The organism is Streptomyces sp. AA1529, from assembly GCF_000280905.1.
GTDB lineage: Bacteria > Actinomycetota > Actinomycetes > Streptomycetales > Streptomycetaceae > Streptomyces.
Genome location: NZ_ALAP01000028.1, coordinates 1 through 14,553 on the forward strand (window position 1 = coordinate 1; position 14,553 = coordinate 14,553).

Below are 14,553 nucleotides of genomic sequence, written 5' to 3' on the forward strand. Positions count from 1 at the left end.
CGCGGCATCCGCGGCGCGTTCGGGCGCGCGGAGTGCCGGGAAACGGGCAGGCGCGGCGGTACGGGGCGCGGCATCGGCCCGCCGGGGCCGGCAGCGCGGGGGTCCGCACCCGGTGCCGGTGGCGCGCGTCCGGGCACTCCCGTCGCGGGGAGCACCGGCGCCGCGGTCCGGGCGCGGAGGGGAACCGGCCGACTCGGTCAGACGTAGAGCGGCTCGGCGGGCGGGCCCCGGCTGGTGCGCGGGTGGTACCAGGAGGGCGGCGGTGCGCGCTCCTGCACGGAAGGGCCGGCGAGGCGGCCGGGCAGCGGGACGGCCGCCGCGGCCGGAACCGCGGTCGGCAGCGCGGGCGGGTGGGCCGGATGGCCGGACAGCCGCGCCTCGTGCGGGGCGTCGGCCGTGGCGTCGTGCGCCGCCGGCGGGTGGGAATCGGAGCGGAAGGCGGGTGTGTGCGCGCCGTGGTGCGCTCCCCGGTCCACTGTCACGACGGTGGCGGCCGGTGCGCCGCCCGGTCCGGGGACAGCCGTGGCGGTACCCGGCACCAGCAGCAGAGCGCCCCATACGAGGGCGAGGAGGACGGACGCCGTACGACGGGACCGCGCCCGCGCGCTGCGCTGCATCGTCCCTCCCCGTCTACGCCCGGCCGGTCCGGCTCAGTCTACGCGGGGGCGCCTCGCGCCCGGCCGCCGCGCCGACGGCGGACGCCGGGTCCGCCGCGCAGACGGCGGACCCGGCGCGGTGTACGGCGCATCCGGTGGGAACGGAAGGCTTGAGGCCCGAAGTCGGGTACTGATAGGTATAGAGCAATGATCATGACTTTCGGTGTCCCGGGTACGGCGGACACGGCGTACCGGGCCCGCCGCGCCCCGGGCCGGTGCCGACGGCGGCTGCGGGCCGCCGCGGGGACGGTGCTGCTGCTCGCCGCGGTGACCGCGTGCGGCGGCGGGGACGACGCGGACGGCAGGGATCCGGGCCCGGGCGACTCCCCGCCCGCTTCCACGGCCGACGGCGCCCCCGGCTCGTCGGCCCCGGCCACCGGCGGCCATCAGGCCGCCGGAGGCGGAACCCGGCGCTGTGCCGCCTCGGGCCTGACGATGTCCCTGGACCCGGCGGAGAGCCCGGCCGGCAGCCGGTCCTTCGACCTGGTCCTGAAGAACACCACGGACAGCGCCTGCCTCCTCGAGGGCTACCCCCGGGTGTCGCTGACCGACGAGGACGGCGCCGCGATCGGCAGCCCGGCCGCCCACACGGGCGGGGCCGGCCGGACGGTGACCGTGCAGCCCTACACCCGCGCCCACGCGAAGCTGCGTACCAGGAGCGAGGAGGCCGCCGACGGCTCCTGCTGGGCGAAGCCGCGGTCCGTCGAGGTGCGTCCACCCGGCTCCGACCGGGCCCTGACCGCCGAAGTGGACGGACTGCGGGTGTGCGGCGGCCTGTTCACGGTGACCGCCCTGGAGTGGTGAGGCGCCCCGGCGGGCCGCCGCCGCGCACGGTCGGCTCCGCGGTCGCGCGGCGGGGCCGCGCCGCAGGTCCCGCCGCAGGTCCGGCCGCTCGCGCAGGCTAGAGTCTGCGCCGGACCCGGCGTGCGCACCGGTGCCGCCCCAGGCGGCGCGTGCCCGGCATCGGAGACGGCACACGACGCTCGGGAGAAGCGCGGACGATGGACTACCAGGCGGTGCTCGAGGAGGTCGCGGCCACCGCGGCGCCCCAGGTCGGCCGCGGACAGCCGGCCGGTTACATCCCGGCGCTGGCCGAGGTGGACCTGGGCGGGTTCGGCATGGCGGTCGCCGACGTGGACGGCTCGGTCACCGGGGTCGGCGACTGGCAGGTGCCCTTCTCCATACAGAGCGTCTCCAAGGCGTTCGGCCTGGCGCTGGTTCTGGCCCGGGACGGCGAGAGCCTGTGGAGCCGGGTGGGCCGCGAGCCGTCCGGCACCGCCTTCAACTCCCTGGTGCAACTGGAGTACGAGAACGGCATCCCGCGCAACCCCTTCATCAACGCGGGCGCGCTGGTGGTCACCGACCGGCTGCAGTCGCTCACCGGCGACGCCAGTACCTCGATGCTGGACTTCCTGTGCACCCAGAGCGGCAATCCGGCCGTCCGCTTCGACCCGCAGGTGGCCTCCTCCGAGTCCGAGCACGGGGACCGCAACGCAGCGCTGGCGTATCTCATGGCCAGCTACGGCAACCTGGACAATCCCGTGCCGACGGTGCTGGACCACTACTTCTGGCAGTGCTCGGTCAGCATGAGCTGCCGCGACCTGGCGCTGGCCGGCTCCTTCCTGGCCCGGCAGGGGGTGGGGACGGACGGCTCCCGGCTGCTCCCGGCCCGCGATGTGAAGCGGGTCAACGCGGTCATGCTCACCTGCGGGACCTACGACGCGGCGGGCGACTTCGCCTACCGGGTGGGGCTGCCCGGAAAGAGCGGGGTCGGCGGCGGGATCCTGGCGGTGGTGCCCGGCCGGTGCACGCTCTGCGTCTGGAGCCCCGGCCTGGACCTGCGCGGCAACTCGGTGGCAGGCGTCGCGGCACTGGACGCCTTCACCTCGCTCACCGGCTGGTCGGTGTTCTGATCCGACCGGGCCGGCCGGTGTCGTGAGCCGGTGCCGCCCGGAGCACGGCAGCGGCTCCGGGACGCGTCCGGAGCGCCCGCCCGGGCCGGGCCCCCGGGGGCCGGGCGTCACAGCTCCGCGTCGCCCCACTGGTCCAGCAGGCTCTCGCCGGACTCCTCGCCGGTTTCGTCCGCGCCGTCGTGCAGGGGCTGCTCGGTCCAGATGATCTTGCCGCGGCCGGTGTAGCGGGTGCCCCAGCGCCGCGCGAACCGGGCGATGAGGTAGAGCCCGCGGCCCCCTTCGTCCGTGATCGCCGCGCGGCGCAGATGCGGCGACGTGCTGCTCCCGTCGGCGACCTCGCAGATCACGCTGTTGCGGTCCCGCAGCAGCCGGAGCTGGATGGGCGGGATCCCATAGCGGATGGCGTTGGTGACCAGTTCGCTGACGATCAGCTCGGTGGTGAAGGCCAGGTCCGCCAGGCCCCAGTCGGCCAGGCGCTGGGCGCATGCGGCGCGGACGGGCGCGACGGCGGTCGGGTCGTCGGGCACCTCCCAGGTCGCGACCCGGTCCGGGGCCAGGGTGTGGGTGCGGGCCACCAGCAGCGCGATGTCGTCGCCGGGGTGCTCGGGCAGCAGCGCACCGAGCACCTCCCGGCAGGTCTCCTCGGGAGTCAGGTCGGCCCGGGCGAGGGCGTCGCGCAGGAGCGCGAGACCGGTGTCGGCGTCGCGCTCCCCGTTCTCGACGAGGCCGTCGGTGAACAGCGCCAGCCGGCTGCCGGCGGGCAGGTCCACTTCCGCGGTCTCGACCGGCATCCCGGCTCCCAGACCCAGCGGCGGCGCGAGGGGGAGGTCGGGAAAGGTGACGGCGCCGTCCGGGTGCACGAGGGCGGGCCCGGGGTGCCCGGCGCGGGCGGCGGTGGCCCGGCCGGAGACCGGGTCGTAGACGGCGTAGAGGCAGCTTGCCCCCGTGATGGCGGTGCCGTCGCCCTCCACGGCGCGCTCCTGGTCGATGCGGGCGACGAGTTCGTCCAGGTGCGAGAGGAGTTCGTCCGGGGGGAGATCCAGGGAGGAGAAGTTGTGCACCGCGGTGCGCAGCCGCCCCATGGTGGCGGCCGCGTGCAGCCCGTGGCCCACCACGTCCCCCACCACCAGCGCCACCCGCGCACCCGGCAGCGGGATGACGTCGAACCAGTCCCCGCCCACCCCGGCCCGCGCCGGCAGATAGCGGAAGGCCACGTCGACGGCGGACAGTTCCGGCAGCTCACGGGGGAGCAGGCTGCGTTGCAGGGTGACGGTCATGGCGTGCTCGCGGGTGTAGCGCCGCGCGTTGTCGATGCTCACGGCCGCCCGGGCGGTCAGCTCCTCGGCGAAGGACAGGTCGCTCTCGCCGAACGGCTCGCCCTCGGAGCGCCAGAAGTCGGCCACCCCCAGCACCACGCCACGCGCCTGGAGCGGTACCGAGAGCAGGGAGTGGATGCCGTACGCGAGCACCCGCCGGGCACGCTCGGGGTCCTGGGCGCGCCAGCCGCGGGAGGCGGCCAGGTCGGGCTCCAGCACCGGCCGGCCGCTGGTGGCGACGGCGGCGACGGGGTTGGTGGGCGCGAACCGGATCAGCTCGCCCTCCGGATAGAGGGGAGGATCGTCGCGGATGCCGCGGACGGCGGTGCGGCGCATCTCGCTGCCGGCCTCGCCCGGCTCCTCTCCGCGCAGCACCGGGTCCAGCAGTTCGACGGTGACGAAGTCGGCGAACCGGGGCACGGTGACCTCGGCCAGCTCCTCGGCGGTACGCGCCACATCCAGGGTGGTCCCGATCCGGACCCCGGCGTCGTACAGCAACTGCAGCCGTTCCCTGGCCATCTCGGCGCGGCCCGCCAGCGCCTGCAGCTCCGTGGTGTCGCGCAGCGTGGCCACGCTGTGGGACACTCCCCCGCCCTGGTCGACGGACCGTACGTTGACGGCCAGCAGCCGGTCCCCGACCAGGTGCACCTCATCGGTGGTCGGTTCGCCGGAGGCCAGCAGTTCCGCCGTGCCGGGAGCCAGACCGAGGTCGCCGACCGCGCGCCGTTCCGCGTCCTCGGGCAGGTCCAGCAGCCGCCGCGCCTCGTCGTTGGCCAGCAGCAGCCGTCCCTTGTCGTCGACGATGAGCACGCCTTCGCGTACCGCGTGCAGCACCGCGTCGTGGTGCTCGTACATCCGGGTCATCTCGATCGGCCCGAGTCCCCGGGTCTGGCGGCGCAGCCGCCGGCTCACCAGCGCGGAGCCGCCCATCGCCAGCACGAGCACCCCGGCGGCCGTGCCGAAGAGCAGCGGCAGTTGCTCCTGGGCCTCCTGGTCGACGTTGTCGATGGTGATCTCCGGGGCGACCACCCCGGCGACGGTGCCGTCCGCGCGGAGGACGGGCACGGCGGCGTAGACCGACAGCCCCAGCGGGTCGGTGACGGTGTGGGTGAAGGACTCGCCGGTGAGCGCCTTCCGGTAGGGCCCGACGAAGCGCTTTCCGATCCGGCCGGGGTCCCGGTGCGTGAGGCGGATGCCGTCCGTGGTGGCCACGACGATGTTGTCGACGCCGGTCCGCTTCCGGGCTGCCTCGGCACGCGGCTGGAGAACCGCGGTCGGGTCGGGGCCGTCCAGGGCTTCCGCCGTCCCCGGAGCGTTCGCGAACCCCTCGCCGGCGGCGAGTACCTCGTCGCGGGTCCCCTCGATGCTCTGCCGGCGGGACTGCAGCACGAGGCCCGCGACCGTCACGGCGACGAGGACGACCACCAGCACCAGTTGCAGCAGCAGGACCTGGCCCGCGACGGTGTGCACACTCAGCAGGGAGCGCGCCTGCCGCCCCCACGAGAGGGAGGGCTTCCCGGGCGCGGCACCGGGGTACCGGGCGTGCTCGGGCCCGGTGGGCGGCGCACTGCGGCCCTTCGCACGCCGGAGCCGGTCCCGTTTGACCATATTATGAGTATTGTCGTTCGATGGGCGTTGCTCAATCCGCGGCCCGGCGGCTTCGCACCGGGGCGGCGGAGGCGGAAGCGGGGGCACGGGCCGACCACCGGCCGGGAGCGCGGCAGTGCGCACCCCTCAGCCGGGCGGCGCCGGACCTCCCCGATGGCCTGATCGGGTGATGCGGGGCCGGACTCCGCCCACCGGGGCCGCCCCGCCGTCCCGGTCCGGTCCGCCACACCCCGGCCCCGGAGAACCGGACCGTCCGGCAGGGAGCGAACAACCGGGCGGACTGCGCCGGCCGGCGCACTGCCACCGAACGACCCGGAAGTGACCGGAGGGGCCGGAGGGGCCGAAACCGTCACCCGACCGGCCACACCGGACCCCGCGGACGCGCTGCCCGCGGGTGTTGCTCGCCCCTGCGGGCACCCTCCACGCCGAGAGTGGAGGCATGACTTCTCGCCAGGGACACTCCTTCGGCCCCGAGGAAGCTGCGCCGGAACCGGCGGCGGCACGTGCGGCCATGTTCGGGTCCCTGCTCGCCGCGAGCCACACCTCCACCCTGGAGCACCTGCCACAGCTCGTGGCGGAACAAGCCAGGCGGGTGGGGTTCAGCGATGTGCTGATCTACCTGGCGGACTTGCAGGAGGAAGTGCTCTCCCCGCTGTCCGGCAGGCCGGCACCGTCGGGTACCGGGGAGAGCGAAGAGATCGGCATCGAGGGCACGGTGGCCGGACGGGCCTTCCAGCACGGGGAGATCCTCCCGGTGACGGTGGCCGATCCCCGCCAATGGTGGGTACCGCTGGTGGACGGCACGGACCGGCTCGGCGTCCTGATGATCAGCGCCGAGGACGCGGACGCGGGGATGCACCAGGACATGGAACGGCTGGCCGCGCTCGTGGCGCTGCTCGTGGTCTCCAAACGCGGGCTGAGCGACTCCTACGCCCGCCTGGTCCGCCGCCGGCGGATGAGTCTGGCGGCGGAGATGGAGTGGCGGATCATGCCGCAGCGCACGTTCGCGACGGACCGGGTGGTGATCAGCGCGGTCATGGAGCCCGCCTACGACGTCAGCGGCGATGTCTACGACTACGCGGTCGACGGCCGCACCGCGCACCTCACGGTGCTGGACGCGATGGGCCACGACACCGCGGCGGGGCTGACCGCCAGCCTCGCGCTGACCACCATGCGCAACAGCCGCCGGGAAGGCGCCTCGCTGGTGCGTACCGCGGCCGCGGTGGACGAAGCGCTGCTCGGGCAGTTCCGCGGGGACCGGTTCGCCACCGGCATCCTGGCCGCGCTGGACGTGCCCAGCGGCGAGCTGACCTGGCTCAGCCGGGGTCACCATCTGCCGGTCATCCTGCGGGACCGCTCCGCCATCGAGCCGGCGCACCCGCCGGGCCCGCCGATGGGCACCGGGTTCCGGACGGACACCGAGGTGTGCCACACCCATCTGCAGCCCGGCGACCGGCTCCTGCTCTACACCGACGGCATCACCGAGGCACGGAACAGCCGGGGCGAGGAGTTCGGCATGGCGCGGTTCACCGATTTCCTCATCCGGCACCAGGCCGACGAACTTCCCGTGCCCGAGACCCTGCGACGGCTGATCCGGCACCATCTCGAGTACCACCAGGGCCGGCTGCGCGACGACGCCACGGTGCTGCTCGTCGAGTGGCCCGGCTCCCCCTACCCGCCGGGCGGGGCCGAGGAACTGTCCGGTGTCCCGGCCGGGCACTGACCCGCGTCCGTGTGCGGACCCGCGGCAGTCGCCGCCCTCCGGAAGCGAGCTCCCGGGCACCCCGGCCCGCGCGGAGGACGAACCCGGCCGGGCGCGAGCGATGATTTCGCTCCGGCCGGACGGTCCATCCCACCGACAGCCGCCGCACCGCCTTCGGAGGAACCCATGGACTCCCGCTCCAACGAGACCGCAGCCGCCCGCACCCTGGAGGTTCCCGGCGCGCGGCTGCACTACGAGGTGCGCGGCGACGGGCCGCTCCTCGTCCTGGCCGGCGCCCCGATGGACGCCGCCGCCTTCGCCCCGCTGGCCGGCCTGCTCGCGTCGGACCACACCGTGCTCACCACCGATCCGCGGGGAATCAACCGCAGCGGGCTCGAGGACCCCGCCCAGGACTCCACCCCGGAACTGCGCGCCGACGACCTCGCCCGGCTCGTCGAGGCGCTCGGCCGCGGGCCGGCCGCGGTGCTGGGCTCCAGCGGCGGCGCCGTCAGCGCGCTGGCCCTGGCCCAGCGCCATCCCGGGGCCGTGCACACGGTCGTCGCCCACGAGCCCCCGCTGATCGAGCTGTTGGAGGACCGCGACGAGCTACGGAAGGGCACCGAGGAGACCGTCCGCAGCTATCTCGGCGGGGACGTGACCGGTGCGTGGCGGACGTTCTTCGCCACCGCCGGAATCGCCCTCCCCGAACCGGTGATCGAGGAGATGTTCGGTGGCGAGCGCGATCCGCAGCAGGTGGCGGACGAACGCCGCTGGTTCGCGCACGAGATGCGGGCCTCCAGCTTCTGGCGGCCCGACCTCGCGGCGCTGCGCTCCGCTGCCCCCAGGATCGTGGTGGGGGTCGGGGAGGATTCCGCCGGGCAGTTGTGCGACCGAACCTCGCTGGCGCTCGCCGAGGCGCTGGGCGTGCAGCGGGCCGCCTTCCCGGGCGACCACACCGGGTTCGTCGAGGATCCCGGCGCCTTCGCCGCGCGGCTGCGGTCGGTCGTCTCCGGGCACTGACCATCCGGATCCGCCCCGCACCCGCCGAACAGCCCGACGGCCCGCCCGGCGTTGCGGGGCGGGTCCGCCGTGGGGGTACGCGGCGTCAGGCGTAGACCTGTTCCACGAATCCCGCGAGCTGCTTGTCGTTCAGGTGGTGCCGGCCCAGATCGGTCTCGCTGATCACTCCGACCACACGCTTGTTCCCGTCGATGACGGGCAGCCGCCGGATCTGGTGGGTCTCCATCTCGTGCAGGACCTCGCTCAGGTCCGCCTCGGCACTGATCCAGCGCGGAGTGCCCTCGCACAGCTCTCCCGCCGTCACCCGCGAGGGGTCGCGCCCGGCCGCGATGCAGCGGACGACGATGTCGCGGTCGGTGATGATGCCGCACATCCGCTCGTCGGGGTCGTTGGGATCGCTCACGGGCAAGGCACCCACGTCCATCTCGCGCATCAACTGGGCGGCCCGGTCGAGTGTCTCGGTGGCGGGCACCCACCGGACGCCGGGGTGCATGATGTCGGCTGCCGTGGTCATGGCATCCTCCTGTCGCCGCGGTCCAGCATTCTGTTCCGCCCCCCGTTCCATCGTGGTCGCCCTGCCGGGTTTACGCCATTCGGGGCCGCGGCCCTCTGCACACCCCGGCGCGGACGACCCTGCGGGACTCACTCGGCGGAGGCCGGGCGTCCCGGGGCGCCGGCCCGCAGCCCGTCCATCACCAGATCGAGGAGCCGGTCGGCGCGCGCCTGCCAGTCGTGCTGCGGGTCGATCTGCCACAGCCCCGCGATGGCCAGGAGGAAGTCCTCCGGAGTCATCCCGGGGCGTATCGTCCCGGCGCGTTCGTTGGCCTCCAGCAGGGTGCCCACGGCCTGCATCAGCGGACCGTGCCCGAGCCCGGCGAGGGTGCCGCAGGCACTGGTGGCCGCCCGCAGCGCGTCCGCGAGACCCGCCTTGGCCAGCGAGTACCGGGCGAGCCGGTCCATCCACTCGCGCAGCGCCCGGTCCGGCGGCCGGGTGCGCAGCAGCTGCTCGGCGGCCTCGGCCACCTGCTGCACCTCGTACCGGTAGACCTCCAGGACCAGGGCCTCGCGGCTGGGGAAGTTGCGGTAGAGGGTGCCCTGGCCGACCCCCGCCTTCTTCGCGATGGTGCTCAGCGGCGCGTCGGCGGCGCGGGTCAGCTCCGCGAGCGCCACCTCCAGGATGCGTTCGCGGTTGCGCTGCGCGTCCGAGCGCAGCGCGGTGCCGGGCTTGTGGTGCCGCACTCGTCCTCCTCTCCGCCCCGGCGCGGAACTGCGGTGCGCAGTGGCGATACGCGGAACTCTTGCGAACCGGACAACTGTCCGCTACGTTCATGACGCATGGAGTGGACTGCTGTCCGCTTTCTCCAACCCACCATAGCGTCGGATCCCCGGGCGGCGGACGCTCCGTCCGCCCCAGCCTCTCCGCCCGCGCGCCGATCCTCCTCGTACCGCACTCGCGAAGGAAGCTGTTCATGGCTCCAGCCACCGCCAGCGCAATCACCTTGAAGATCAACGGAGAGCAGCACACCCTGACCGTCGACAACCGCACCACCCTGCTCGACGCGCTGCGCGAGCGCCTCGGCCTGACCGGTTCGAAGAAGGGCTGCGACCAGGGGCAGTGCGGCGCCTGCACCGTCCTGGTCGACGGCCGCCGGACCGTGGCCTGCCTGCAACTGGCCGTCGCGGCCGAGGGGCGTGCCGTCACCACCATCGAAGGCGTCGCGGACGGCGACCGACTCCACCCGGTGCAGCAGGCGTTCCTCGACCTCGACGGATACCAGTGCGGCTACTGCACCCCGGGGCAGATCTGCTCCGCCCTCGGCGTGCTGGACGAACACGCGGCGGGCTGGCCCAGCGCCGCCACCGGCGACATCCGGCCCGAGGCGGGACCGCCGCCGCTGACCCCCGAGGAGATACGGGAGCGGATGAGCGGCAACCTGTGCCGCTGCGGCGCGTACGTCTCGATCGTCCAGGCCGTCTCGCAGGCCGCCGCCGACCCGGCCGGCCCCGCCGCGGGCGCGGACCCGAAGGAGCCCGCCGCATGAGGGAGTTCAGCTACCAGCGCGCCACCGATGTCGAGGGGGCCGTCGCACTGCTCGACTCCGACCCGGACGCGCGCTACCTGGGCGGGGGCACCAACCTGGTCGACCTGATGAAGACCGGGGTCGAACGGCCCGGGCGGCTCGTCGACGTCCGGGAACTGCCCCTGGACCGCATCGAGCCGACCGCGGAGGGCGGACTGCGGATCGGCGCCACGGTCACCAACAGCGACCTGGCCGCCCACCCCGGGATCCGGGGCCGCTACCCGGCGCTGGCGGAGGCCGTGCTGGCCGGGGCCTCGGGCCAACTGCGCAACATGGCCACCGTCGGCGGGAACCTCCTGCAGCGCACCCGCTGCGCCTACTTCACCGACACCTCACTCCCCTGCAACAAGCGCACCCCGGGCAGCGGATGCTCGGCGGCCACCGGGGAGCACCGCAACCACGCCGTCCTCGGCGCCTCGGCGCACTGCGTGGCCGTCCATCCGTCCGACATGGGCGTCGCGCTGGCCGCGTTCGACGCCGTCGTCTCCTTCGAGACCGCCGAGGGAAGCGGCGAGCTGCCGCTGGCCGACTTCTACCTGCCGGTCGGCGACACTCCGCACCGGGAGACCGCGCTGCCGCAGGGGGCGCTCATCACGGCCGTCACGCTTCCGCCCGCGCCGGTCGCCGCGCACTCCCGCTACCGCAAGGTGCGGGAAAGGGCCTCCTACGCCTTCGCCATCGGCTCGGTCGCCGGTGCGCTCGACGTGGCCGACGGAGCGGTGCGCGACGTGCGGCTGGCCTTCGGCGCCGTCGCCTCCCACCCGTGGCGGGCCAGGGCCGCCGAGCGGGCGCTGCTGGGGCAGCCGGCCGAGGAGACGGCGTTCGCGGCGGCGGCCGACGCCGAACTGGCCGCGGCGCAGCCGCTGGAGCAGAACGCCTACAAACTGCCGCTGTTGCGCAACCTCGTCGTCTCCCTGCTCACCGAACTGGCCGAGGAGGCCGCCCGATGACCACCACGGCGAAACCCCGGACCGCCGGTGCCGCCCGCACCCGCGTCGAGGGCCGGGAGAAGGTGACCGGCACGGCCCGCTACGCGAGCGAGCAGCACTTCGAGGAGCTGGCGCACGGCTGGCTGGTCCTCTCGACCGTCGCACGCGGCCGCGTCCGGGCGGTCGGCGAGGAGGCGGTACGGGCCCTGCCCGGTGTGCTGACCGTGCTGCACTCCGGCAACGCGCCGCGGCTGACCACGGACTTCGTCTCCCTGCTCGGCCCGCCCGATCCCGTCGTGGCACTCTTCCAGCACGACCGGGTGCCGCACCTGGGATGGCCGGTGGCGCTGGTCGTCGCCGAAACGCCGGAGCAGGCGCGGGAGGCCGCCGAGGCACTGGTCGTCGAGTACGACGAGGAACCGCACGACGTCGCCTTCCACGCCGGCCGGCCCGGAAGCTACACACCCGAGGACGGCGGCGCCGTGGCGGCGAAGGGCGACCTGGAAGCCGAACTGGCGGCCTCCGGCGTGCTGGTGGACGCCTCGTACACCACCCCCGAGCAGCACCACAGCGCCATGGAACCGCATGCCGCCACCGCCCGCTGGGACGAGGGACGGCTGGAGGTGCTCGACACCAACCAGGGCACCGGGTGGGTGGCGGGCGATCTGGCCCAGCTGTTCTCGCTGGACGCCTCCTCGGTACGGGTGCGCTCGGAGCACATCGGCGGTGCCTTCGGCTCCAAGGGGGTGCGGCCGCACCAGGTGGGCGCGGTGATGGCCGCGACCGTCCTGCACCGGCCGGTCCGCCTGGCACTGACCCGCCGCCAGGTGTTCGCGGTCACCGGCTACCGGAGCCCCACCGCGCAGCGGGTACGGCTCGGCGCGGATCCGGACGGGCGGCTGCGCGCGTTCGGCCACGAGGCGCTCAACCTCACCTCGACACTGCGTCCGTTCGTGGAGACCAGCGCCGCCTTCGGACGGGTCATGTACGACGCGCGGGCGCACCACACCGCGCACCGCCTCGTCGGCCTCGACATGCCGACGCCGACCTGGATGCGGGCGCCCGGCGAGGCGCCGGGATCCTTCGCGGTGGAGTCGGCGCTCGACGAACTGGCCGAGCGGCTGGGCATGGACCCGATCGCGCTGCGGGCCCGCAACGAGCCGGAGACCGGACCGCTCTCCGGTCTCCCCTTCAGCAGCCGCAACCTGCTCGGCTGCTTCGAGGAGGGCGCCCGCCGGTTCGGCTGGGCCGGGCGCGACCCGCGGCCGCGGCTGCGCCGCGAGGGCCGGTGGCTGCTGGGCACCGGAACGGCCGCGGCCAGCTATCCGTCCGGGGCCGCGCCCTCGACCGCCTCCGTGACGGCCGAGCCGGACGGCGGTTTCACCGTACGGATCTCCGCGGCGGACGTGGGCACCGGCGCCCGCACGGCCCTCACCCTCGTCGCCGCGGAAGCGCTCGAGGTGGAGACCGAGCGGGTCACCGTACGGATCGGGGACAGCGACTTCGGCCAGGCATGGGTCGCCGGCGGCTCCATGGGCACCCGGTCGTGGTCCCTGGCCGTCGTCTCGGCAGCGGAGGAGCTGCGCGGCCGGCTGGCACTGTCCGGCGGCGACATCCCGCCGGAGGGCATCACCGCGCGCACGGACACCGCGGGGCTGCTCGCCGAGCTCGCCAAGAAGGAACGGCATTCCTTCGGGGCGCAGTTCGCCGAGGTGGCCGTCGACGTGACCACCGGCGAGGTCCGCGTGCGGCGGATGCTGGGGGTGTTCGCGGCGGGCCGGATCATCAACCCGCTCACCGCCCGCAGCCAGCTCGTCGGCGGGATGACCTGGGGCCTGTCCATGGCCCTGCACGAGGAGGCCGTGCGGGACGCGGCGTCCGGCGGCCAGGTGGGGGCGGACTTCGCCGGCTACCACATCGCCGCCAACGCGGATGTCCCCGTCATCGAGGCGGACTGGATCGACGACCCCGTCCCCGACGACCCGCTGGGGGTCAAGGGCATCGGCGAGATCGGCATCGTGGGCGTGGCCGCGGCGATCTCCAACGCGGTCTGGCACGCGACCGGGGTCCGCCACCGGGACCTCCCGCTGCGTCCGGACCGCATTCTGCGGGCGGAGGAGAAGGCCGGACCCGGCGCCTGAGCCCGGGCTCGGGGCAACCGGTGCGGGGGCGGGCTCGGCCGCCGTCGCTCCCGCACCGGTCCCGCACCCCCGCGCCCGCCGGGTGCCGTACGGTCAGCGGGGCCTCCCGCTCTCCTGCCCCGCGGGCCGCCGCCCCTGCGCGTCCGCCGGGGCGCACGCCGCCGAGCGCAGCACGCCGAGCAGCGCCGCCACCGTCGGCCGGTGCCGTGCGGCGGTCCGGCAGACCGCCACGATCTGCCGCTCCACGGTGTCGCTCAGCCCGAGGACGTCGAGGTACGAGGGGCGCAGCCGCAGCATCAGATCCGTCACGAGACTGACCCCCACCCCGGTCTCGACCAGGGCCAGGGTCGCGGCCGTGTCGGTCACCTCGTGCAGCACCCGCGGTTCGAAACCGGCCCGGCGGCAGGCGGTGAGCGCCGCGCGGCCGTAGTAGCTCCCGGCCGGCGGCAGGATCCAGCCCAGCTCCCGCAGTTCGTGGAGCGCGACCGTCTCCCGGCCGGGCAGCTCGCCCGCGGGTGCGGCGAGGGAGAACCGCTCGCGGGAGAGCGGGAGCACGCACAGCGACGCGTCGCGCGGCAGCGGCACGTCCGGGTAGTCCAGGCCCAGGGCCAGCTCCACGGAGCCGCCCGCCACCGCGTCGTACACGTCGTCCACGTCCATGTCGCGACTGCGTACGGTGAGGCCAGGGCAGGCCTCCCGGGCGTGCCGGAGCGCGAGCGGCAGGATCTCGGCGGCGGCGGTGGCGAAGAGGCCGACCCGCAGCGTCCCGGAGACCTCGTGGCGGGTGCGCTCCAGCGCCTCCACGGCTTCGGCCTCGGTGGCCAGGATCCGTTCGGCGTGGGCCGCCAATGTCACACCCGCGTCGGTCAGTTCGACCCGGCGCCCGACCCGCCGCAGCAGCTCCATGCCGGTGGACCGCTCCAGCGCGGCGATCTGCTGGGAGACCCCGCCGGGGGTGTAGCCGAGGGAGCGCGCGACCGCGGTGACCGTGCCCCGCCGGGTCAGCTCCACCAGCGACCGCAGTTGCGGGCTCGTCCATTCCATGCAGGAACGGTAGACGAACCTGCGCAGAAACTGTTCATGGACGTCAACGGTCGCGCCGCGTCACGATGTGGGACAGCACGCTGATCAGCACCGCCGCACTGACAGCAGCGCCACGTCCGGGCCCGGGCCCCACCCGGTCCCGC

General features: G+C 74.7%; 12 protein-coding genes. 7 read left to right on the top strand and 5 right to left on the bottom strand.

Translation table 11 applies throughout. From position 1 onward, the window contains the following. Positions 1–197: 197 nt before the first annotated feature. A complete protein-coding gene (locus A949_RS0108115; protein WP_019355507.1) occupies positions 198–617 on the bottom strand; it encodes a hypothetical protein in 420 nt (139 codons plus the stop codon). 192 nt (positions 618–809) lie between these two features. Between A949_RS0108115 and A949_RS0108120 the strand changes: the two genes are divergently transcribed. Further along, entirely contained in the window at positions 810–1,460 is a 651-nt protein-coding gene (locus A949_RS0108120) for a DUF4232 domain-containing protein (RefSeq protein WP_158687561.1), read from the top strand. A gap of 197 nt (positions 1,461–1,657) precedes the next feature. Next, positions 1,658–2,569 carry a glutaminase gene (locus A949_RS0108125; RefSeq protein WP_019355509.1) on the top strand — a complete coding sequence of 304 codons (912 nt, stop codon included), beginning with the start codon at positions 1,658–1,660 and terminating at the stop codon, positions 2,567–2,569. 107 nt (positions 2,570–2,676) lie between these two features. Here A949_RS0108125 and A949_RS0108130 read toward each other — a convergent pair whose 3' ends face one another. Continuing rightward, on the bottom strand, positions 2,677–5,493 hold the full coding sequence (locus A949_RS0108130) for a SpoIIE family protein phosphatase/ATP-binding protein (RefSeq protein WP_019355510.1): 2,817 nt from the start codon (positions 5,491–5,493) through the stop codon (positions 2,677–2,679). A gap of 511 nt (positions 5,494–6,004) precedes the next feature. Here A949_RS0108130 and A949_RS0108135 point away from each other — a divergent pair. After that, positions 6,005–7,216, top strand: a complete 1,212-nt coding sequence (locus A949_RS0108135) for a SpoIIE family protein phosphatase (protein ID WP_019355511.1) — start codon at positions 6,005–6,007, stop codon at positions 7,214–7,216. 165 nt (positions 7,217–7,381) lie between these two features. Further along, positions 7,382–8,215, top strand: coding sequence for an alpha/beta fold hydrolase (locus tag A949_RS0108140; RefSeq protein WP_019355512.1), 834 nt, complete (start codon positions 7,382–7,384; stop codon positions 8,213–8,215). 85 nt (positions 8,216–8,300) lie between these two features. Here A949_RS0108140 and A949_RS0108145 read toward each other — a convergent pair whose 3' ends face one another. Continuing rightward, positions 8,301–8,729 (bottom strand): CBS domain-containing protein, encoded by a 429-nt coding sequence (locus tag A949_RS0108145; RefSeq protein ID WP_019355513.1) that lies wholly within the window; start codon positions 8,727–8,729, stop codon positions 8,301–8,303. Positions 8,730–8,857: 128 nt separating this feature from the next. After that, on the bottom strand, positions 8,858–9,454 hold the full coding sequence (locus A949_RS0108150) for a TetR/AcrR family transcriptional regulator (protein ID WP_019355514.1): 597 nt from the start codon (positions 9,452–9,454) through the stop codon (positions 8,858–8,860). A 230-nt stretch (positions 9,455–9,684) separates the two neighbouring features. On the opposite strand from A949_RS0108150, the gene A949_RS32845 reads away from it, so the two are divergent. The 3 genes from A949_RS32845 to A949_RS0108165 are packed head-to-tail and all read left to right on the top strand — an operon-like array spanning position 9,685 to position 13,366. After that, positions 9,685–10,257: a 2Fe-2S iron-sulfur cluster-binding protein gene (locus A949_RS32845; RefSeq protein ID WP_019355515.1), complete on the top strand. Its 573-nt coding sequence runs from the start codon at positions 9,685–9,687 to the stop codon at positions 10,255–10,257. Further along, positions 10,254–11,246, top strand: a complete 993-nt coding sequence (locus A949_RS0108160) for an FAD binding domain-containing protein (protein ID WP_019355516.1) — start codon at positions 10,254–10,256, stop codon at positions 11,244–11,246. Before A949_RS32845 ends, A949_RS0108160 begins: the two co-directional genes overlap by 4 nt. Further along, a complete protein-coding gene (locus tag A949_RS0108165) occupies positions 11,243–13,366 on the top strand; it encodes a xanthine dehydrogenase family protein molybdopterin-binding subunit (protein ID WP_019355517.1) in 2,124 nt (707 codons plus the stop codon). Before A949_RS0108160 ends, A949_RS0108165 begins: the two co-directional genes overlap by 4 nt. A gap of 93 nt (positions 13,367–13,459) precedes the next feature. Here A949_RS0108165 and A949_RS0108170 read toward each other — a convergent pair whose 3' ends face one another. Continuing rightward, entirely contained in the window at positions 13,460–14,410 is a 951-nt protein-coding gene (locus tag A949_RS0108170; protein WP_019355518.1) for a LysR family transcriptional regulator, read from the bottom strand. Between the last annotated feature and the right edge of the window lie 143 nt (positions 14,411–14,553).